The sequence below is a fragment of the Thalassococcus sp. genome (assembly GCF_982780845.1).
The window spans coordinates 181,919-201,330 of record NZ_CEYADA010000007.1 but is presented as its reverse complement, the minus strand read 5'-3'; the positions used below and the strand labels follow the sequence as shown (position 1 = coordinate 201,330).

Annotated in this window: 20 protein-coding genes; 9 read left to right on the top strand and 11 right to left on the bottom strand. The window is 57.6% G+C overall.

What is annotated here, in order from left to right; genetic code table 11:
• Window positions 1-8: 8 nt before the first annotated feature.
• Genes AC4FIA_RS10190 through pyrH form a run of 4 tightly spaced genes read right to left on the bottom strand, consistent with a single transcriptional unit; the run spans window position 9 to window position 2,902 of the window.
• Window positions 9-800, bottom strand: coding sequence for a phosphatidate cytidylyltransferase (locus AC4FIA_RS10190; protein ID WP_490365752.1), 792 nt, complete (start codon window positions 798-800; stop codon window positions 9-11).
• Window positions 797-1,522, bottom strand: coding sequence for an undecaprenyl pyrophosphate synthase (uppS, locus tag AC4FIA_RS10185; protein ID WP_490365751.1), 726 nt, complete (start codon window positions 1,520-1,522; stop codon window positions 797-799). The genes AC4FIA_RS10190 and uppS overlap by 4 nt, the downstream gene beginning before the upstream one ends.
• Window positions 1,523-1,558: 36 nt before the next feature.
• The gene (frr, locus tag AC4FIA_RS10180; RefSeq protein ID WP_103909585.1) at window positions 1,559-2,122 is read right to left on the bottom strand and encodes a ribosome recycling factor; all 564 of its coding nucleotides are present in this window, start codon (window positions 2,120-2,122) and stop codon (window positions 1,559-1,561) included.
• A gap of 51 nt (window positions 2,123-2,173) precedes the next feature.
• Window positions 2,174-2,902: a UMP kinase gene (gene pyrH, locus AC4FIA_RS10175; RefSeq protein ID WP_103909584.1), complete on the bottom strand. Its 729-nt coding sequence runs from the start codon at window positions 2,900-2,902 to the stop codon at window positions 2,174-2,176.
• A gap of 136 nt (window positions 2,903-3,038) precedes the next feature.
• On the opposite strand from pyrH, the gene miaA reads away from it, so the two are divergent.
• The 3 genes from miaA to AC4FIA_RS10160 are packed head-to-tail and all read left to right on the top strand — an operon-like array spanning window position 3,039 to window position 6,438.
• Window positions 3,039-3,929 carry a tRNA (adenosine(37)-N6)-dimethylallyltransferase MiaA gene (gene miaA, locus AC4FIA_RS10170; RefSeq protein WP_490365750.1) on the top strand — a complete coding sequence of 297 codons (891 nt, stop codon included), beginning with the start codon at window positions 3,039-3,041 and terminating at the stop codon, window positions 3,927-3,929.
• Entirely contained in the window at window positions 3,926-4,795 is an 870-nt protein-coding gene (locus tag AC4FIA_RS10165; RefSeq protein ID WP_490365749.1) for a helix-turn-helix domain-containing protein, read from the top strand. Before miaA ends, AC4FIA_RS10165 begins: the two co-directional genes overlap by 4 nt.
• 53 nt (window positions 4,796-4,848) lie before the next feature.
• Window positions 4,849-6,438 carry an ABC transporter substrate-binding protein gene (locus tag AC4FIA_RS10160; protein WP_490365748.1) on the top strand — a complete coding sequence of 530 codons (1,590 nt, stop codon included), beginning with the start codon at window positions 4,849-4,851 and terminating at the stop codon, window positions 6,436-6,438.
• Between the two features lie 9 nt (window positions 6,439-6,447).
• Here AC4FIA_RS10160 and AC4FIA_RS10155 read toward each other — a convergent pair whose 3' ends face one another.
• Window positions 6,448-7,008, bottom strand: a complete 561-nt coding sequence (locus AC4FIA_RS10155; protein WP_490365747.1) for a lytic transglycosylase domain-containing protein — start codon at window positions 7,006-7,008, stop codon at window positions 6,448-6,450.
• Window positions 7,009-7,255: 247 nt separating this feature from the next.
• Here AC4FIA_RS10155 and ssb point away from each other — a divergent pair, with 247 nt between their 5' ends.
• The gene (ssb, locus tag AC4FIA_RS10150) at window positions 7,256-7,768 is read left to right on the top strand and encodes a single-stranded DNA-binding protein (RefSeq protein ID WP_490365746.1); all 513 of its coding nucleotides are present in this window, start codon (window positions 7,256-7,258) and stop codon (window positions 7,766-7,768) included.
• Between the two features lie 26 nt (window positions 7,769-7,794).
• Here ssb and AC4FIA_RS10145 read toward each other — a convergent pair whose 3' ends face one another.
• Genes AC4FIA_RS10145 through AC4FIA_RS10130 form a run of 4 tightly spaced genes read right to left on the bottom strand, consistent with a single transcriptional unit; the run spans window position 7,795 to window position 11,216 of the window.
• Window positions 7,795-8,433, bottom strand: coding sequence for an aminotransferase class IV family protein (locus AC4FIA_RS10145; RefSeq protein WP_490365745.1), 639 nt, complete (start codon window positions 8,431-8,433; stop codon window positions 7,795-7,797).
• Window positions 8,394-9,515, bottom strand: a complete 1,122-nt coding sequence (locus AC4FIA_RS10140; protein ID WP_490365744.1) for an aminodeoxychorismate synthase component I — start codon at window positions 9,513-9,515, stop codon at window positions 8,394-8,396. Before AC4FIA_RS10140 ends, AC4FIA_RS10145 begins: the two co-directional genes overlap by 40 nt.
• A gap of 19 nt (window positions 9,516-9,534) precedes the next feature.
• Window positions 9,535-10,647, bottom strand: a complete 1,113-nt coding sequence (gene aroB, locus AC4FIA_RS10135; protein WP_490365743.1) for a 3-dehydroquinate synthase — start codon at window positions 10,645-10,647, stop codon at window positions 9,535-9,537.
• 2 nt (window positions 10,648-10,649) lie between these two features.
• Window positions 10,650-11,216, bottom strand: coding sequence for a shikimate kinase (locus tag AC4FIA_RS10130; protein WP_103909578.1), 567 nt, complete (start codon window positions 11,214-11,216; stop codon window positions 10,650-10,652).
• 99 nt (window positions 11,217-11,315) lie between these two features.
• On the opposite strand from AC4FIA_RS10130, the gene AC4FIA_RS10125 reads away from it, so the two are divergent.
• The 4 genes from AC4FIA_RS10125 (at window position 11,316) to AC4FIA_RS10110 (ending at window position 15,326) form a co-directional block, all read left to right on the top strand.
• Window positions 11,316-11,465, top strand: a complete 150-nt coding sequence (locus tag AC4FIA_RS10125) for a hypothetical protein (RefSeq protein ID WP_200813173.1) — start codon at window positions 11,316-11,318, stop codon at window positions 11,463-11,465.
• Complete coding sequence (locus AC4FIA_RS10120; RefSeq protein ID WP_490365742.1) at window positions 11,455-13,008, top strand: hypothetical protein; 1,554 nt, start codon at window positions 11,455-11,457, stop codon at window positions 13,006-13,008. The genes AC4FIA_RS10125 and AC4FIA_RS10120 overlap by 11 nt, the downstream gene beginning before the upstream one ends.
• The gene (locus AC4FIA_RS10115; protein ID WP_490365741.1) at window positions 13,005-13,934 is read left to right on the top strand and encodes a site-specific tyrosine recombinase XerD; all 930 of its coding nucleotides are present in this window, start codon (window positions 13,005-13,007) and stop codon (window positions 13,932-13,934) included. Before AC4FIA_RS10120 ends, AC4FIA_RS10115 begins: the two co-directional genes overlap by 4 nt.
• 72 nt (window positions 13,935-14,006) lie before the next feature.
• The gene (locus AC4FIA_RS10110; protein WP_103909575.1) at window positions 14,007-15,326 is read left to right on the top strand and encodes an HlyC/CorC family transporter; all 1,320 of its coding nucleotides are present in this window, start codon (window positions 14,007-14,009) and stop codon (window positions 15,324-15,326) included.
• Here the strand turns inward: AC4FIA_RS10110 and AC4FIA_RS10105 are convergent.
• The gene (locus AC4FIA_RS10105; protein ID WP_490365740.1) at window positions 15,298-16,422 is read right to left on the bottom strand and encodes a histidine kinase dimerization/phosphoacceptor domain -containing protein; all 1,125 of its coding nucleotides are present in this window, start codon (window positions 16,420-16,422) and stop codon (window positions 15,298-15,300) included. The two genes, AC4FIA_RS10110 and AC4FIA_RS10105, sit on opposite strands and share 29 nt — an antisense overlap.
• A gap of 180 nt (window positions 16,423-16,602) precedes the next feature.
• On the opposite strand from AC4FIA_RS10105, the gene AC4FIA_RS10100 reads away from it, so the two are divergent.
• Window positions 16,603-17,208 carry a nucleotidyltransferase family protein gene (locus tag AC4FIA_RS10100; RefSeq protein ID WP_490365739.1) on the top strand — a complete coding sequence of 202 codons (606 nt, stop codon included), beginning with the start codon at window positions 16,603-16,605 and terminating at the stop codon, window positions 17,206-17,208.
• An 87-nt stretch (window positions 17,209-17,295) separates the two neighbouring features.
• Here AC4FIA_RS10100 and AC4FIA_RS10095 read toward each other — a convergent pair.
• Window positions 17,296-19,412 (bottom strand): Hint domain-containing protein (locus AC4FIA_RS10095; protein ID WP_490365738.1); only part of this gene is annotated, 2,117 nt, incomplete at its 5' end.

Below are 19,412 nucleotides of genomic sequence, written 5' to 3'. Positions count from 1 at the left end.
AGCCTCTTTCACGATCCCGGCGGGAAACCCACGATCTGACCGGCGATCAGAATAAACAGGGCCGCGCCCAGCATTCCATCAAACCGGTCGAACAGTCCGCCATGTCCGGGAATCAGGTTCGAACTGTCTTTCACCCCTGCCCGACGTTTGATGGCGCTTTCTGCGATATCGCCCAACTGGCTGGCCATGGACACAGCAACAGACAGGCCGATCAGACCAACATGTGCCTGCGTCAGCATAGCGAAAACGCCACCAACAACGGCGGCGCCACCCCAACCGGCAATCGTGCCGGACCATGTTTTCTTGGGGCTGACCTTGGGCCAGAATTTCGGACCGCCGATAAGACGCCCCGCAAAGTAGCCTGCGATATCGGTGACGACGACGACCAAAACCAGCCACAGCATCCACAACATGCCGAAATCATCACGCAGCTCGACCATGCCGAAACCGGCCAGAATGATCAGCGCGGCAAAGACAGCGTAGGTCACCCCACCCTTTTCCATCCGGCCAAGGCCCAACATCGAAGGCGCGAGAACCAAGGGCATCGCCAGTGCACTGGGAATTTCGACAACCGCAAGCGTGCAGATCGCGGCAACACCACCCAGCAACAGCGCAGATTTGCTGCGATTGGTGTCCAGCATCGACACCAGTTCCCAAACCATAATGCCGCAGACAGCGGCGATCAGGGCGTGAAACAGATATCCACCGATCCAGACAGACAGCAAGCCAACGGCAATCATCACAACAGCCGACACAAATCGCGGCCCCAGATCATTCCATTTCTTGCTGGGCTCGGTCATGCAGGCACCGCACCAAACCGGCGCTCACGGGTACCGAAGTTGCTTGTCAGCTCTGCGAACTCCTTGGCCGAGAAATCCGGCCACAGGGTTTCAATGAATTCGTATTCCGAATAGGCCGACTGCCAAAGAAGGAAGTTGGAAATGCGCGCCTCGCCCGAGGTGCGGATCACGAGATCGGGATCGGGCAGAACGCAGGTATCCAGATAACGGGGCAGCGTTTCTTCGTTCACGTCAGAGGGGCAAAGTTTGCCATCCGCCACGTCCTGCGCCAGACGCTGGGTCGCGCGGGCCACTTCGTCACGGCCACCGTAGTTCAGCGCTATGGTCAGGTTCACGCCTGTACAATGGGCTGTCATTTCTTCCAGCTCATCCATCAAAGACCGCAGTTTCTTATCCAGCCGCAGACGATCACCAATAAATCGCACGCGCACGTTTTCGGCGCGAAGGTTGCGGGCTTCTTTGGTGATGTAGCGGCGGAACAGCGTCATCAGACCCGCCACTTCGGTCTGCGTGCGCTTCCAGTTCTCGGTCGAGAAGGCAAAGATTGTCAGATACTCAACCCCGCAATCGGGGCAAGCTTCGACGATTTCACGAACACGGCGGGCCCCTTCTTGGTGGCCGAACAGCCGCGGGCGGCCCCGAAGCGTCGCCCAGCGCCCATTGCCATCCATGATGATGGCCACGTGGCGTGGTGCGCCTGCTTCTGAATTAGGCTTACCCATGGCTGGTCCTTTCTGTGGTCCGCCGAGGGATCATGCTCAGACTTGCATGATCTCTGTTTGCTTGGCGTCCAGCGCTTCGTCCACCTTCTTGATGTAGGTGTCTGTCAGGTCCTGAACTTCGGATTCCCAGAATTTCTGATCGTCTTCGGACAGACCATCGGATTTGGCCTTTTTCACCTGATCCATGCCGTCACGACGCACGTTGCGGATCGAGACGCGGGCGTGCTCGGCGTATTGACCGGCAACCTTGCCCAGTTCGCGGCGGCGTTCTTCGTTCAACTCGGGGATCGGCAGCATGATGATTGTGCCGTTCAACTGCGGGTTGATGCCAAGTCCGCTTTCGCGAATGGCCTTTTCAACCTTGCCAACCATGGATTTGTCCCAAACGTTGACCGTCACCATACGCGGTTCGGGGACGTTCACGGTGCCCACCTGGTTGATCGGTGTCATTGTGCCGTAAGCGTCGACCATGATCGGATCCAGCATAGACGCAGAACCACGACCCGTCCGCAGCGACGCGAATTCTGTGCGCAGGTTTGCCATAGCGCCGTCCATACGGCGTTTCAGATCGTCTGTATCCAGTTCAAAATCTTCGGACATCTTCTTTCCTCATGCTCGGATATCGCCCCGTTGCAGGGCACTCTATCCGTATCAGCGTACGATTGTATAGGTGCCTTCACCCGCCAAAATCCCCTTGAACCCGCCGGGTTCATCAAGGCTGAAGACGATGATGGGCAAACTGTTATCCCGTGCCAGCGCAATGGCCGAGGCATCCATGACCTTCAGGTGCTTTGCCAGACAGTCGTCGTAGCTGATCGTGTCATAGCGCACGGCATCGTCATGCTTCATCGGGTCTTTGTCATAGACGCCATCCACCTTGGTGCCCTTGAAGATCGCCTCGCAGGCCATTTCGTTGGCGCGCAGGGTCGCGGCGGTGTCCGTGGTGAAATAGGGGTTACCTGTACCGGCCGCAAAGATGCAGACGCGGGCCTTTTCAAGGTGACGCACGGCACGGCGACGGATGTAGGGTTCACAGACCTGATCCATCGGGATCGCGCTGATCACACGTGTGAAGACGCCAAGGCTTTCCAGCGCGGCCTGCATCGCCAGCGCGTTCATCACTGTGGCAAGCATCCCCATATAGTCGGCTGTGGTCCGCTCCATCCCTTGGGCCGAGCCCTGAAGACCGCGGAAGATGTTACCCCCGCCGATCACCATACAGATTTCAACACCCATATCGTGAACCGATTTCACTTCACGGGCGATGCGTTCAACCGTTGGCGGATGCAAACCGTACCCTTGGTCCCCCATCAGCGCCTCACCGGAAATCTTCAGCATGACGCGTTTAAAGGTGGTCTGTTTGCTGTCGCTGTCGGCCATGTTGCGCTCCATTGGATAGGCAGTCTAGGATCATGGCGTACATGACGGAATTTCCGGCTTCTGACAATGGCCGCGACGGAGGTTTCGCAGCTTTGTTCAGCAACTTGGCGGTTTCCCCGCTGAAAGGCCCGACCCTGTGATAGATCTTAGCACAATTGATCCGGCAAAACCCGTGCTGATCGCGGGGCCGACAGCCAGCGGCAAATCGGGCTTGGCGTTAAACATAGCCCAGACGCAGGGCGGTGTGGTGATCAATGCCGACGCTTTACAGGTCTATGCCAACTGGCGCATCCTGACAGCACGCCCAGCGCCCGAGGAAGAGGCGCTCGCGCCCCACAAGCTTTATGGCCATATCCCCGGCGATCAGGCCTATTCTGTGGGCGACTGGCTACGCGAGGTCACGGAACTGCTGCTGCAAGATATCCGGCCTATTATCGTCGGGGGCACGGGACTTTACTTCAAAGCTTTGACTGTGGGCTTGGCTGACATTCCGCAAACGCCCGACCATATCCGCGAAACGGCAATGCGCCGGATAGCCGAGGAAGGCTCTGACGCGTTGCTGGCCGAGTTGGATGATGCCACACGGTCAAAGATCGACACGCAAAACCCGATGCGGGTTCAGCGCGCGTGGGAAGTGTTGCAAGCTACCGGCACACCGCTGGTCGAGTGGCAAAAGAATACCAAGCCCCCTCTCCTTCCTTTGGCAGACACCACTGCGCTGTGTCTGGACGCACCCAAGGAATGGCTAACACCACGGATCGAACAACGGTTTGACCTGATGCTGGAACAAGGCGCACTGGAAGAAGCCCGTACAAATGCGCCCACGTTCTCGCGCGAACTCCCGTCAGCGAAGACAATCGGCGCGGCGGAATTGATTGCCTACGTGAACGGCGAGATGTCACTTGAAGACGCGCGCGAGGCATCCATTATCCAGACCCGCCAATACGCCAAACGGCAGCGCACATGGTTCCGCGCCAATATGGGCGACTGGCGCCATATCTCGGCTACGCGGAAGGAGGCGGCATGACTGGTCCTGCTTTCCTGCGCAAACCCTCACGCATAAACGATGCGCCCCCGACAGAACGGGACATTCGCTGCCAGAACTTGGCGCAATTCACCGGCGGTGAGGCTTGGCGGTTGTCCGACCTGCATGACCGCAAGGATGATTTGCTGATCTGGATCACCCGTGGGCAAGGCCGAGTTACAGTGAATGGCGTGCGTCGCGGCATTGGGGCACACAACGCTATGGTTCTACCCTCTGGCACATTGATGTCGCTGGAACTTGGCCCCCAGTCACTTGCTCAGGTGGTGCAATGCCCGACCGGTTTGCTGGATCCGAATAATAAAGGAGCGAAGCATTTGCGCATTCGGGATTCTCTGGGCCAAGCGGAACTCACCGGAGAGATCGAGGCCATGCAGCGCGAAATCTCTTTGGCGCGCCCCTTCCTCTATAAGGCTCTGGAAGCCCACATGCGTCTGATCTCGGTCTGGATTGCACGGCAAGAGGCGAATGGCGCACTGGATGCCCCAAAGGAAACCGCAGCCCAACGCCTTGTGAAACGCTACGCGGCAAAGGTGGTTCAGAACTACACAACAGATATGGTCATGGCGGATTATGCCGAGGCGTTGGACGTCACCCCGACCCATCTGACGCGGGTGTGCCGGTCAACCTGTGGCAAGACCGCTGCCGATATGTTGGTCGAACGCAAACTGTACGAAGCCCGCCGCATGCTGGCCCAGCCCAAGATTGAAGTGCAGGAAATTGCCAAATCACTGGGTTTCGGAAGCGCCGCCTACTTCACGCGCTTTATACAGTCGCACCTTCGAATGTCGCCCACCGCCTATCGCAAGGCCGCGCTTAAGAAGCCGGCAAATGTGACTGCGTTGTCATGACTATGCGGCATCCCCTAGCCCGTGCTTGTCAGGCCGATTTCCGAAACGGATATATGGATCGCCGTGAATTCCTGACGCGTGCTACGGCTTTGGGTGTGTCCTCTGCCGCCGCGCTTGCCGCTACCGGATTGCCCGTTCGGGCATCACAGGCCCGACGGCACGGTGGCACCCTGCGCATCCAGCAAGAGGTACGCGCGCCCAAAGCCCCCCGCACCGCGGACTGGTCGGAAATCGCGAACCTGACCCGTGGCTGGCTTGAGTATCTGGTCGAATATCAGCGCGACGGAACGCTTCGTGGCATGCTGCTCAGCCATTGGGACGTGAACGATACCGCGACCGAATACACGCTTCATATCCGCCCCGATGTGCGCTGGAATACGGGCGACGCGTTCACCAGCGCCGATGTTTTGCACAACTTCGCCTATTGGTGTGATCGTTCCGTGCTTGGAAACGTAATGGCGGCAAGCCTGTCTGTACTGGTCGATCCCGATACCGGGCGCCTTGTCGAAGGCGCGGTGACAGCCCTCGACGATCTGACAGTCCGTATCACACTGCCCAAGCCTGACGTGGCGCTAATGGTGTCACTGGCGGATTATCCCGCCGCCGTTATCCCGCAAGGGTTTGATCCCGCAACGATGCTCGACAATCCTGTCGGTACTGGCCCCTTCCGCCCCGTCCAAATCGACGTCGGGCAGATCGCCCGTCTGGAACGCCATCCCGATCATCTATGGTGGGGACAGGAATTGGAGGACTGGGGGCCTGTCACGCTGGATGCGATCGAATTTCATGATCTGGGCACCGACCCCGCAAACTGGATCGACGCCATCCGCGAAGACCGCGTTGACATGCTTTATGAAAACGTCGGGCCTTTTATAGCGGAGGCAGAGGCCTTGGGCTGGACCAGATCCGAGGTTGAAACCGCCGCAACCGTTGTCCTGCGTGGCAGTCAGACCGCGAAGATCGTCGATGACATGCCCTATGCCAATGCAGATGTCCGCCGCGCGCTGCAATTGGCAATCGACAACACGATCTGCCTTGAACTGGGCTATGGCAACCGTGGAAAAATCGCGGCCAATCACCATGTCGCGCCGATACAGCCGGATTATGCCGACATAGGACCGGTTACCTATGATCCCGCCAAAGCCAAGGAACTGATGGCCTCTGCAGGATTTGCGGATTTCGAGCATGAGGTCTTTACTGTCGACGACGGCCTGACACGACGCACGGGCGAAGCTGTTATTGCATCACTGACCGACGCGGGCATCAAGGCGCGACTGACGCATGTTCCCGGTTCGCGGTTCTGGGCAGACTGGAAAACCTTTCCCCTGTCCATCACCGAATGGAACCACCGCCCCTTGGGCATCCAGACCCTGAACCTCGCTTACCGAAGCACCGCCGCTTGGAATGAAACCGGATACAGCAATCCCGAGTTCGACGCGCTGCTGGACGAGGCGCTATCGCTACCCGATGCGGCCACACGTCAGGGCGTGATGGAAAAACTGGAGAAAATGCTTCGGGACGATGCTGTGATCGTTCAGCCGTACTGGCGGTCGCTATTCCGGCACACACGTCCGAATGTCGTCGGGGCCGAAATGCACCCCGATTTCGCCATTCCGCTGTATCGGTTGGGTTTTGCCGGCTAGGACAGCTTTTTAGCTGCCCCAGATCACTTTCACGTAGTTCTTCGTCTCACGGTACGGCGGCACACCACCGTGCTTGATCACAGCGCCGGGGCCAGCGTTGTACGCGGCCAGCGCAAGACGCCAGGATTTGAACGTCAGGAACTGCTGTTTCAGATATCGTGCGCCACCTTCAAGGTTCTGCGCCGGATCCTTTGGGTTCACACCCAGACTGCGTGCAGTCTGCGGCATCAACTGGGCCAAGCCGATTGCGCCTGCATGCGATTTGGCATTCGGGTTCCAGTTGCTTTCCTGTTGCACCAAACGCAGGAACAAATCTTCGGGAATGCCGTGACGGCGGGCCGCCGACTTGGCCATCTCAAGATAGACGCCCTTATAGCGACCGCGATACTTGGGGCTGATGCCATCTGCGCCTGTGTCCCATTTGGTGGGCGTCACGACCTTCGGCGGCTGCAACCGAACCGAATTGTTATACTGCTGGGCAGCCCGCGTATCCAAAACGCGGGTCTTACTGGAAAATAGGTTGGTCGAGCCTTTGGTCGATAATACGTCCGCGCTTCCGCCGACCGGCATACAAATCAATAATGCACTGACAATACAGGATAATTGCAAAGATGTTTTCATGGATCTGTGTCACCCAAGTTTCAACAGGCGCGACTATACCCGATCCTGACCATATGAAAACCCTTGAACAAAATCCTGTCCAAAGCGTTGGTAATAGTTTGCTTACCATAATCGGTTTAGCTTGGCGCACCGCTGGTATATCTTTCTGCGAAAGGCGGGCGACCGCAGATTCGGATATAAAAACAAAGGGGGCACTATGGCCGGTTCCGTAAACAAGGTCATTCTGGTCGGCAATCTGGGGCGTGATCCCGAAGTGCGGACATTCCAGAACGGCGGCAAGGTCTGTAACCTGCGCATCGCTACATCGGAAAACTGGAAAGACCGCAACACGGGCGAACGCCGTGAGCGCACAGAATGGCACAGCGTTGCCATCTTCTCGGAGCCTGTTGCCCGCATTGCAGAGCAATATCTGCGCAAAGGTTCCAAGGTCTACATCGAAGGTCAGCTGGAAACCCGCAAATGGCAGGACCAGTCCGGTCAGGACCGTTACTCGACCGAGGTCGTGCTGCGCCCCTACAGCGGTCAGCTTACTCTGCTGGACGGTCGTGATGGCGGCGGCGGCGGTGGCGGCTACGGCGGTGGCAGCGGTGGTGGTTACCAAGATGACCGCGATATGGGCTATGGCGGCGGCAACGATATGGGATCCGGTTCGGGTTCCGGTCCAGCCCGCGCACCGGCCCGCGACATCGACGACGAAATTCCATTCTAAGAACGACGGGCCTTCGGGCCCGTTTTTCATTTGCGCAGGTGTGCTGGTATCAATCCACGCAGGGCGTTGCCCACAAACAGCTGCGCACCTTCAAGATCAGCGACCGTCAGAACGCTTTCGCGCGCCCTGCCCTGATCAATCAGCGATGCGCGCAAAACACCCGGTAAGGCGCCTGACGACAGCGGCGGCGTGAGCAGCATGCCTTCGCGTTCAACAAAGACATTGGTGATCGTCCCTTCGACGACTTCGCCACGCTCATTGAGAAAAAGAACTTCGTCGATGCCGTCGGGCAGAGAGGCCCGTGCACGGTCATAAATCCCGCGCTCGGTGGTTTTCACTCCGCGCCACGGATCATCCGACATCAGCGTTTCATCCGCCCACGTCAACGTCCAGCTATCGGGTGTTGGTGCAACCTCGGGACAGGCAACAGCGATCTTTCCCTGCAAATCCACAGTCAGCCTGACGCGACGGTCCACATCCGTGGGAACCTTTGCAATCGCGCGTTCGACCGCACCCATATCCAACGGAATACCCAACCGGTCACAGGTCGACAGCAGCCTCTGCTTGTGAAACGGCCACAGTACAATCCCTGCGTCAGCGGCACTCAGGCAGGTTTCGATGACGTTTAGGTCGTCGGGGCAAGTTCCGCGAAACGCGCTTTCCACAGGGCTTCCTCATATTCTCCGCCGGCGGTGCTGTCGTACACGACGCCTCCGCCCACATTGAACCGAACACGGCCATCAGGCCAGTGGATCAATGACCGGATCGCCACGGAAAATTCCATACGTGCATCCGGCGCGATCCAACCGATAGCCCCGCAATACACATCGCGCGCCGTGTCTTCGAGTTCGGCCAAAATCTGCATCGCCCTGATCTTTGGCGCGCCAGTGATCGACCCACAGGGGAACAGCGCTTGGAAGATATCGGAAACCGTCAGATCAGGCTGCAACTGGGCCGTCACGTCAGACACCATCTGATGCACGGTTTCATAGGTTTCGACGTGGAACAGGCGCGGCACCTTCACGCTGCCGACCTCTGAAATGCGTGACACGTCATTGCGCAGCAGGTCCACGATCATCAGATTCTCGGCGCGGTTCTTTTCCGAAGCTGCCAAATCACGCGCCAGTGCAGCATCTTCTTCCGGCGTCGCACCACGCGGGGCTGTGCCCTTCATAGGGCGCGTTGTCAGCTGGCCGTGTTCGTTGATCTTGAAAAACAGCTCGGGCGAACGCGACAGGATGTTGAAGTCCGCTAGCTCTAGATAAGCCCCGAACTGCACCGCCTGCCTGTAGCGCAGGGCGTGATACAGTGCCTCTGGCGTCCCTGTGGCCTTGGCCGCAATCGGAAAGGTCAGGTTCGCCTGATAACAATCACCCGCTGCAATATAATCGCGCAACCTTTTGAAAGCCTGTGAATATTGCGCCTCTGACCACTCGGGCATTAAATCAGACAAGGTCGATTGCGATGTATCCGATATCGGGTTTTGAACTGGTTCTTCAAACACGCCAAAGCACATGAAAGGCACGCGGCGATCCGCAGGCATCAGATCGCGCAGCTTATGGGAAAACAGGTACCCCAGTTCGTAGCTGGCAAAACCGGCCAGCCATTTGCCTGCGCTACGCGCGTTTTCCATCGCCGCGAAGGCCGCAGGCACATCTTCCGGCGTATCCGCACGGATCACTTCTGACGGCTGCGAAAAACAACTGTCCGCCCCCAGCGGGCCTTTATCAAACACCACTTTTTTCATGGGCGGGATGCCTAACCGATTACCGGCTGGCCAAGGCATCAGACAAAAGGCCGCGCACCACGTCCTTTGGCACATCCGATGTCACGAAAGCCTGACCAATTCCGCGCGCAAGGATAAAGCGCAATTGACCGTCGATCACCTTTTTGTCCTGCCCCATCAGGTCCAGCAACGTATCCGCGTCGGGCAAATCGCCGGGAATATCCGCCAGATCAGCCTTCATTCCCATCGCTTTCAGATGCGCGTGGATACGGCTGGGCAATTCCTGAGAACACAGGCCAAGTCGCTGGGACAGATCAAAGGCCAAAGCACAGCCAATCGCTACACCTTCGCCATGCAAAAGACGGTCTGAATAGCCTGTGGCCTTTTCAAGTGCATGGCAAAACGTATGGCCAAGGTTCAGAAGCGCGCGGTCGCCCTGTTCGGTTTCATCGCGCACCACAATCTCGGCCTTCATTTCGACCGACCGTTTGACTGCATAAGTACGCGCCTCTGTGTCGCCAGATGCCAGCGCAGGGCCATTGGTTTCCAGCCAGTCGTAGAAATCTGCGTCGCCCAGCAGGCCGTACTTCACAACTTCGCCATAGCCTGCGAGAAAATCGCGCGATTGAAGGGTGCCTAGAACGTCAATATCCGCCAGAACCAGAGACGGCTGATGAAAGGCGCCGATCAGGTTTTTGCCGTGGGTCGAGTTGATTCCGGTCTTGCCGCCGACCGAACTGTCCACTTGCGCCAGAAGCGATGTGGGCATTTGTACAAAGCGCACACCACGACGCAGAACCGCCGCGGCAAAGCCAACCAGATCGCCAACAACGCCGCCGCCCAATGCGACGACAACGTCATTGCGTTCAACCTTGGCCTCCAGAAGCCAGTCGACACAGTTGGAAAAATGCGGCCAGCTTTTGGTTGCCTCACCCGCAGGCAAAACATGAAAAACTGACGCAATTCCAGATGCTTCCAGGGCGCTTTGAAGGTCATCCAAATGCTTGGAAGCCACGTTTTCGTCGGTGACAATCGCCACGCGTTTCCGGCGCAACAAAGGGGCGATTTCCGCACCTGAATTTGTCAGCAAGCCCTGCCCGATACGCACATCGTATTCGCGCCCGGCTAGGGGTACATGAACAGTCTGGACCATAATCAGTTGTCCTCAAGAACGTCTTCGCGGGTCTTCAGTGCTTCGATAACCGACCGTGCCGTATCCTCGATGGAATTGCGCGGGTTGGTCGTCACCTGAAGATCGGCCATTTGATAGATCGGCACGCGGGCTTCGAAAAGCGCGGCCAAAGTCTGTTTCGGGTTTTCTGTGCGCAGCAAAGGACGCGAATCCTTGTGACGGACGCGGGACCACAAAAGTTCAATATCCGCGTTCAGACAGACAGCCACACCCTTGTTCGAAATCGCCGCGCGATTTTCCGGCTTCAAGAACGCGCCGCCCCCGGTCGACAGGATGCAAGGCGGGCCTTCCAGCAGACGTTCGATGATCTGCCCTTCCTTCTGGCGGAAAAAGGGTTCGCCATCGCGTTCAAAGATTTCGGCGATGGTCATGTTGGCCGCGCTTTCGATCTCGGCGTCGGAATCACGGAACGGCACGTGCAACAAAGACGCGAGCGCCTTGCCCACAGCCGTTTTGCCTGCCCCCATCATTCCAACAAGCACAACGGTCTTCTTCAGACGAAGGTTCGAATTTACGCTGATTTCGGCCATCGGTTGCTCATTACAAGATTTCTTGCGTGAATGACGTGAACTTGCCAAAAATGCCAGTTATAAACGGAAAAAAATATCTCGGCAGGCATAGGGGAACTCATGGGGCGTATCATCAAGTGGCTGATCTACTTGGCACTTATCGGCTTTATTGGCCTGGTGGCGTACGCGTATGTGGGCGAATATTTCGGCGCGGACTTTGCCCCGCCGCAAACCGAGATTCGGCAACCGGTAGAATTGGATGCACGTTAAGGCGCTGACAGCATTGATTTTGTCTGCCGCCCCCTTGGCGGCACAGCAGCCTTTATCCGCTATCGATTGGTTAGACGACACGCCCACACGCATCGCTGTTACGGGGTCGAATGCCACCAGCACAGGCACCCCCGAACAAGCCAAGACAGAAGCACCCACCGCCGACACTGCGACAACGCCGGATGTCGAGGTGATGACACTGGACAGCAGCACCACACGCGATGCTGTCGGGTTGTTGCCCAGTTCCAAAACCGGCTTGCCCGCAAATCTTTGGTCCGCATCAGACGCACGGGATGTTATTTCCGCGCTGGCGGACATCGAAGCCACCGTTCCCGCGATCAGCACATTGGTCAGCACGCTATTGCTGGCCGAGGCCGACCCGCCCGCTGTGTCAGAAGTAGATGACGCGCTGCTGGTCGCCCGCATTGAACGGTTGATAGAAGACGGCGCCGTCGATGCGGCGGCCGCGCTTCTGGAACGGGCCGATCCGAACACCAAGTCGCTGTTTCCATTGTGGTTCGATGTAACCTTGCTTTTGGGCGATATGCCCGAGGTCTGCACAACGCTGCTGAATGACCCGTCTTTGGCACAGGACCTGTCGCAAAGGATTTTCTGTCTCGCGCGTGCAGGACAATGGCATCAGGCCAGTCTGACGTTAAGCAGCGCAGAGGCATTGGGCCAGATCAACCAGCGCGACGCAGATTTGCTGACACGCTTTCTGGATCCGGAGATGGGTGAAGACACGCCCATGATGCCGCCGCCTTCCAAGCCCTCTGTTCTGCAGTTCCGGCTCTACGAATCGATTGGCGAACCGCTTCCCAGCTACCGGCTACCACGCAAATTTGCGGTGACAGAACTGTCCGGCGATCAAGGGTGGCGCGCGCAGATTGTTGCCGCGGAACGTCTGGCCCGTGCTGGCACGCTGTCATCGAACCGGCTGTTGGGTATCTACACCATGCGCAGGCCAGCTGCCTCAGGCGGTGTTTGGGATCGGGTCGAAGCGTTGCAACGCTTCGACCGCGCGATCACCACACGCGATCCAAAATCGGTTGGCACCGCATTGGTAAATGTCTGGCCCAAAATGAAGGAAGCGGGTCTGCTCGTGTCCTTTGCAGAACTTTATGCGGACAAGCTGCAGGGTCTGCCCATGTCGGCCACAGCCCGCGAGGTGTCCGCACAAGCGGCGCTGTTGTCACCGCTTTACGAAGAATACGCCTTGGCTTTGGAAAATGATCCGACCTTTGCGTTCGAAGCACAGATCGCCCGTGGAATCGCACCAACGCAAGTATCAGACCGGCGCTTTGCCGCAGAGATCGCAGCGGGCTTTGCCGAACAAGAACCATCCGAGCGGGTGTCTTCCCTGCTTAAACAAGGCAAGCTTGGCGAAGCGATCTTGCAGGCCATTGCCCTGTTCCAAAGCGGCGTCGATGGCAACGGACCTGACCTGACCGAAGGCTTGGCAGCATTGCGGACGCTGGGATTGGAAGACACCGCACGCCGCGCAGCGCTGCAACTGCTGATCGCAGGACCGTCCCAGTCATGAACCTGTCCACACGCTGGATATCTGCCTTTCTCGATGCTCAGGTCGCTGAACGCGATGCATCACAGAACACGCAGATGGCCTATGCCCGCGATCTTGGGGATTTCACCGAGTTTCTGAAAAGTACGGCGCGGGATCTGGACACAGCCACACGTCAGGACATCGAAGATTACCTGATCCATCTGGACACCCAAGGATTTGCCAAATCCACGCGGGCGCGTCGTTTGTCGGCAATCAAACAGCTGTACCGCTTTGCCTTCGAAGAAGGGCTCCGTCAGGAAAATCCGGCCATCCAGATCACTGGTCCGGGGCGTGACAAACGCCTGCCGAAAACCCTGAGTGTTGAAGAAGTCGACCGCCTTCTGGACATGGCCGAGGAATATGGTCGTTCCCAAGAAGACCGCATTCGCAACGCCTGCCTGATGCAGCTATTATATGCGACAGGTATGCGTGTGACCGAACTGGTCACCCTGCCTTTGTCTTCGGCCAAGGGCGATCCGCGTATGCTGTTGATCAAGGGCAAAGGCGGCAAAGAACGCATGGTACCGCTCAGCCCCCCGTCGCGCGACGCGCTGGCCGAATGGCTTGCCATCCGCGAACGGCAAGAGGCGGACAACCGGGCCGACGGCAAGCCGACCTCTGGCTTTCTATTCGCGTCGCGCAGCAAAGAAGGCCACCTTACCCGCCACCGGTTCTACGCGCTGATTAAAGACCTTGCGCTACAGGCTGGCGTCAGCCCGTCCAAAGTCACACCGCATACGCTGCGGCACGCCTTTGCCACGCATCTTCTGGCCAATGGCGCCGATTTGCGGGCCATCCAGACGTTTCTGGGGCATGCCGATGTGGCAACAACGGAAATCTACACCCACGTGCTGGAAGAACGCCTGCGCGATCTGGTGCTGGACCATCACCCTTTGGCACGGGATTAAGCACAGCCCTTGAATGGGGGCGCGTTGCACCACATAACCAATCACATCTCTTACTGTCTTCGGGTTGACCCAATGATCGACACCGCCTTCTGGATTTCGGCTGCATCCATCTTTGCCCTGCTTGTTTTGTCGGGCTTCTTTTCAGGTTCGGAAACCGCGCTGACCGCTGCGTCGCGCGGGAAACTGCGTGCGGCTGTCGACAAAGGATCGAAAGGTGCCGAACGCGCGCTGAACATCACAGAAGACAACGAACGACTGATCGGCTCGGTCCTTTTGGGCAACAACCTTGTGAATATTCTGGCAACGTCTTTGGCGACCGCCCTTTTCACGCGGCTGTTCGGCGAAAGCGGCGTGGCCCTTGCGACCCTGATCATGACCTTCCTTGTCCTGATCTTTGCCGAGGTCCTGCCCAAGACCTATGCCATCACCAACCCCGAGGTCGCCGCCGCCCGGGTGTCCCCGATCATTCAGATCGTGATCCTTGTCTTTTCGCCCGTCGTCAGCGCGGTGCGTGTTTTTGTCCGCTTCGTTCTCAGCCTGTTCGGCGTGAAAACTGACCCTGACAGTCACATTCTGGCCGTGCGTGAAGAAATCGCCGGCGCCCTAAACCTTGGTCATTCCGAAGGCATCGTCGAAAAAGAAGACCGCGACCGGATTCTTGGTGCGCTTGATCTGTCCGATCGGACGGTAGAGGAAATCATGCTGCACCGTTCGTCGATCGAGATGATTAACGTCGACAGTGAACCGACAGACATCCTGCAACAGTGTCTGGCCAGCCGCTATACGCGCCTGCCGATATATCGCGACGATCCGGAAAACATCATCGGTGTCATTCACGCCAAAGACCTTCTTCGAGCGATGTACAATCTGATGGAAGGCGCGGATGCATCCCTGAAAGCCTTGAAAAGCTTCAAGATTACGGATGTTGCGATGAAGCCTTACTTCATCCCCGACACCACCTCTCTGGATGACCAGATGCGCCAGTTCCTGCGCCGCCGCACGCACTTTGCGCTGGTTGTGGACGAATACGGCGCACTGCAGGGACTGATCACGCTTGAAGATATTCTGGAAGAAATCGTTGGCGAAATTACCGACGAATTCGATCCTGATGCCGACCACACCATTCAGGTCGCCGATGACGGCAACTACTGGATCGAAGGCCAGATGACAGTGCGCGACTTTAACCGCGCGACGGATTTGAACCTGCCTGATGACGAGGCGAACACTGTGGCCGGTGTCGTTATCCACGAAGCCCAGATGATTCCCACAGTGGGTCAGGTGTTCCTATTCCACGGCTTCCGGTTCGAGGTCGCAGGACGCGAAAACAACCGCATTACGCACCTGAAAGTGCGCCCGCTGGACGTTAGCCCTGAGGCTGCCCAGAAAGGCTAACCACGTCGATCCGGTAACCGTTTTCGTCGACATGAACCTCGAATGAGCTGCCCGTCTGGCTGGCGGCGCTTTCCATCAGGCGCAGACCAATCGACGGCAGTGATTTCGCTCCTGCCGGCATTGCGCTATCCGTGCGCCCAGCGTTGCCCACACCGTTGTCGCGGCACGTCAGCGTAATGACCCCATCGTCGGTTTCGGTCAAAGACACGGTGACGACGCCATCCCGCCCGTCGGGAAACGCGTATTTATTCGCGTTGGCCACAAATTCGGACACGATCATCGCGTAGCATGCCGCTTTGCGAGAGTCCGCTTTCACGGCCTGCAACTCGGTCTGCACCGTGATCCCCCTACGCACAGCATCAGAGGCATGTGCAGCCACGCGGTTCAGATAGTCGTCCAACCGAACAATGTCGCCGGTGTCCGATTTATAAAGCTCCGCATGCAATTGCGAGATCGAGGATACACGCCGTCCGATGGCTGCCAGTGCATCTTTCGCCTCATCGGAAGACACCTTTGAGCGATATATTCTGATAAAGCTTTCAACCGTTTGCAAAGAGTTTTTAACGCGGTGATCCATTTCACTGCGCAAGACATTCTGGTCATGCATCGCGCGACGCAATTCCATTTGCGCCATGGCCTGCGACGCCAATTTTGTAAGCGTCGCCTTTTGAACGTCGTCCAATTTCCGCGGCTTATAATCCAGTACACAAAACGCACCCAACGCGTGTCCGTCCGGCGAAATTAGGGGCGCCCCAGCATAGAACAGTAGCGGGTCTTTTTCACGGGAACACAGGGGGTTATCTGTCGTCCTTGGATCAAGTCGCGTATCCGGAATTTCCAGAACATCGGTACCCAGAATGGTGTAGCCACAAATGGCTTCATCCAAAGAGGTCGAAGACGCGCACAGGCCGATTTCAGCCTTGAACCATTGCTTGTCGTGGCTGACCAGACTGACCAGAGCAATCGGGACATCACAGATCAGCTGGGCAATTTCGACCAGATCATCGAAATCCTTTTCCCGCTCTGTCTCGAGAATACGGTAGCCTGCCAGGGCAGCAAGGCGTTCAGACTGGTTGGCAGGGGTTGGAGCCCGCATAGTACCCTCAACTTACTAAAAGACGGCCGGTAGGCTCCGGCGTGACACCACTATCGTGATATACATAATCGAGAATGAGAAGTTGCCAAATTCGACGAATGTAGACAACGCAAGAAGATGAAAATCCTGATATTTATCTGAAAAACAAAATACCCCCGCCTGAAAGGTTTTAGATTCCGTATGGCAAAACGTGTTTCGATCCTGATCCCCGCCGCCGGCTTTGGACGACGCATGCGCGGGCAGGACAAATTGCTGCGTGAAATCGCTGGCGTTCCGCTTTTAAGGCGGACTGCTGAGCGCGCCTTGTCCACCGGATGCGCGGTCTGCGTAACCCTTCCGGCAAGAAATGCCGACCGTGCAGCAGCCCTACACGGATTGGACATCGAAACCGTTCAAATCCACGACGCGGACAAAGGCATGTCGCGGTCTATCGTTCACGGCGTTGGCGCGCTGAAAGATCAATCCAGCGGCATTCTGATCATGCCTGCCGATATGCCTGAAATAGATAGCGACGACATAACCGCGCTGATTGACCGGTTTGCGGCGTTAGGCGGCCAACACATCATGCGCGCGACAACAGCGGACGGCACCCCCGGCCACCCTGTCATTTTCCCGCCCGATTGCTTTGCCGCACTGATGAACCTGTCAGGCGACGAAGGTGCGCGGTCGGTCGTGAAGTCCGCCAAAGAAATCCAGTTCCTGCCGCTACCGGATCAACATGCCCTGACCGATCTGGATACGCCCGAAGCCTGGGATGACTGGCTGTCCAAGCACCACAGCAGCTAACCGCACCCTACGAATAAAAAAAGGAGCAGCTTATCGCTGCTCCTTTCCGTTTGCCCGCCAGGAAGCAAGCAAACTTGCTGCATAACCTTATTTCACAAGAAGACGCGCTTCGTGTTTCTTCAGCGAACGACGCGCCGCTGCATAGTTTTCCAAACCATCTGCATGTTCCAGTTCGGGGAACAGTTCGAGGATTTCGTTGCGCTGCGCATTGCCGATACCCTTGAGGCTGTAATCACCCGGCTGGAAGCTTTCGCTCCATGCGCCGTTGGACAGAACAACCTCGTGGCGGTCGAACATGAAGTGGATGTAGCTGACGCCCAATGTGCCAACTTCTGTCACGCCCGGCAGACCGACAAGGTGCTTGGCCGCTGCCAGAACTTCGGTTTCCTCGAAGTACAAAGCCGTCTTGTCGTTGTTCACCAGAATACGGTGGTTCGGGCTGACCAACAGATCGTGCTCGGGCAGATTGTTGCCAAGGCTACCCGCCTGGATCAGGATCGGACGCATGTGCGGTTTGCGCGCAAGGTCGTGGCCTGTCAGGTCTTTGCGACCCGCCCAGCGGATTTCCTGAATGCCGTTGTCACGTGTGATGATCCGGTCGCCTTCACGAAGTTCTTCAACCAGACGCTCACCCTGCGGCGTCGCAATCAGCGTACCCGGCGTGAAGCACGGAACAATCTGTTCGATGTTGAAGAAGTCCAGCGAACCTGTGACCGCACCAGTCGTCGCATCAAGGAACTCGACCGTACCGTCGATACCGTTCGACGGGTTGCCAGGGCCATCATCATCCGGTGTCTGGTTCACGATGCGCCAGTCAATGCCACGGTCGCCCGCGCCGGACAGGTTCAGAACGTCGAAGTCATCGCCTTCGAAGCCACCCTGAATGGTATCTCCTGCGCCCTCTTCGGCCGAGTTGACAAGGAACACATCGCGATCCGCTCCGCCTTCGATGCTGTCCGCACCGGCACCGCCATCCAGCGTGTCGTTGCCTTCGCCACCGATCAGCGTGTCGGCGTCGTCGCCACCGAACAGGTCATCGTCATCGATGCCACCGTTCAGTGTGTCATTGCCAGCGCCGCCCAGCAGCGTGTCATCATCATCGCCACCAGTGATCGAGTCGTTGCCGTCGCCGCCATCCAGCAAGTCACGGTCATTCTGTGTCTGCGGATCGACGTCATCGGTCAGCTCAAGCGAAGGAACGTTGGAACCGTCGATAATGTCATCACCGGCTTCACCAAAGATCGTGTCAGAGCCGTGACCACCGATCAGGCTGTCTGCGCCTGCTCCACCTTGGATAATGTCATCGTCAATGCCGCCATCAACGGTGTCATTGCCCAGACCACCAACGATCGTATCCGCATCGTCGCCAGTCGAGATCAGATCGTCGCCTGCGCCACCATCAACCGAGTCACGACCGTCATCTGTGTTCGGATCGCTTGTGAATGTGGTGCCGCCAAAGGTCAGCGGGAACGTCGGATCATCGTTTTCGTAATCCGAGAACGTATCGATACCAGCTGTGATGGTGTCGTTGCCGTCGCCGCCCAGAATGGTGTCCGAACCCTGAACATCGTTGATCAGGTCATCGCCTGCGCCACCATCGATCAGGTCGTCATCGATGCCGCCTTCCAGCGTGTCAGCACCGTCGCCTGCAATGATGGTATCCGCATCATCACCGGTCGAGATCGCATCATTGCCGTCTGTGCCGACAACGCTGTCCAGATCGTCCGTTGCATCCGGATCCTGATCAAAGCCGTCCAGCGGATCCAGCGCCTGATCGGCGGGATCGACAGGGAACACGTCAACATCGATACGACCAGCATCAGCAGGATCAACAAAGATGGTCACAGTCGCTGTGTCAGTCCCGCCGTTACCGTCGGTGATGTCATAGGTCAGTGTATCAGTGCCCGAGAAGCCGATATCCGGCGTGTAAGTGATCTCGCCTTCCGGTGTGAAGGTCGCAGTACCGTTTGTCGGCTGCGTGATACCTGTCACCGTCAGCGTGTCACCGTCCGGATCGCTGTCGTTGCCCAGCACTTCGATGGTGATCGGGGTGTTGAAATCGGTCGTGTCGCTGTCATCTTCCGCCACCGGCGCGTCGGGCGTCGGGTTCACGGTGATGAAGACAGTTGCTGTGTCTGTCAGGCCATCGGGGTCTGTGACGGTGTAGGTCACTTCCTCGGTGCCGTTGAAGTCGGGGTTCGGCG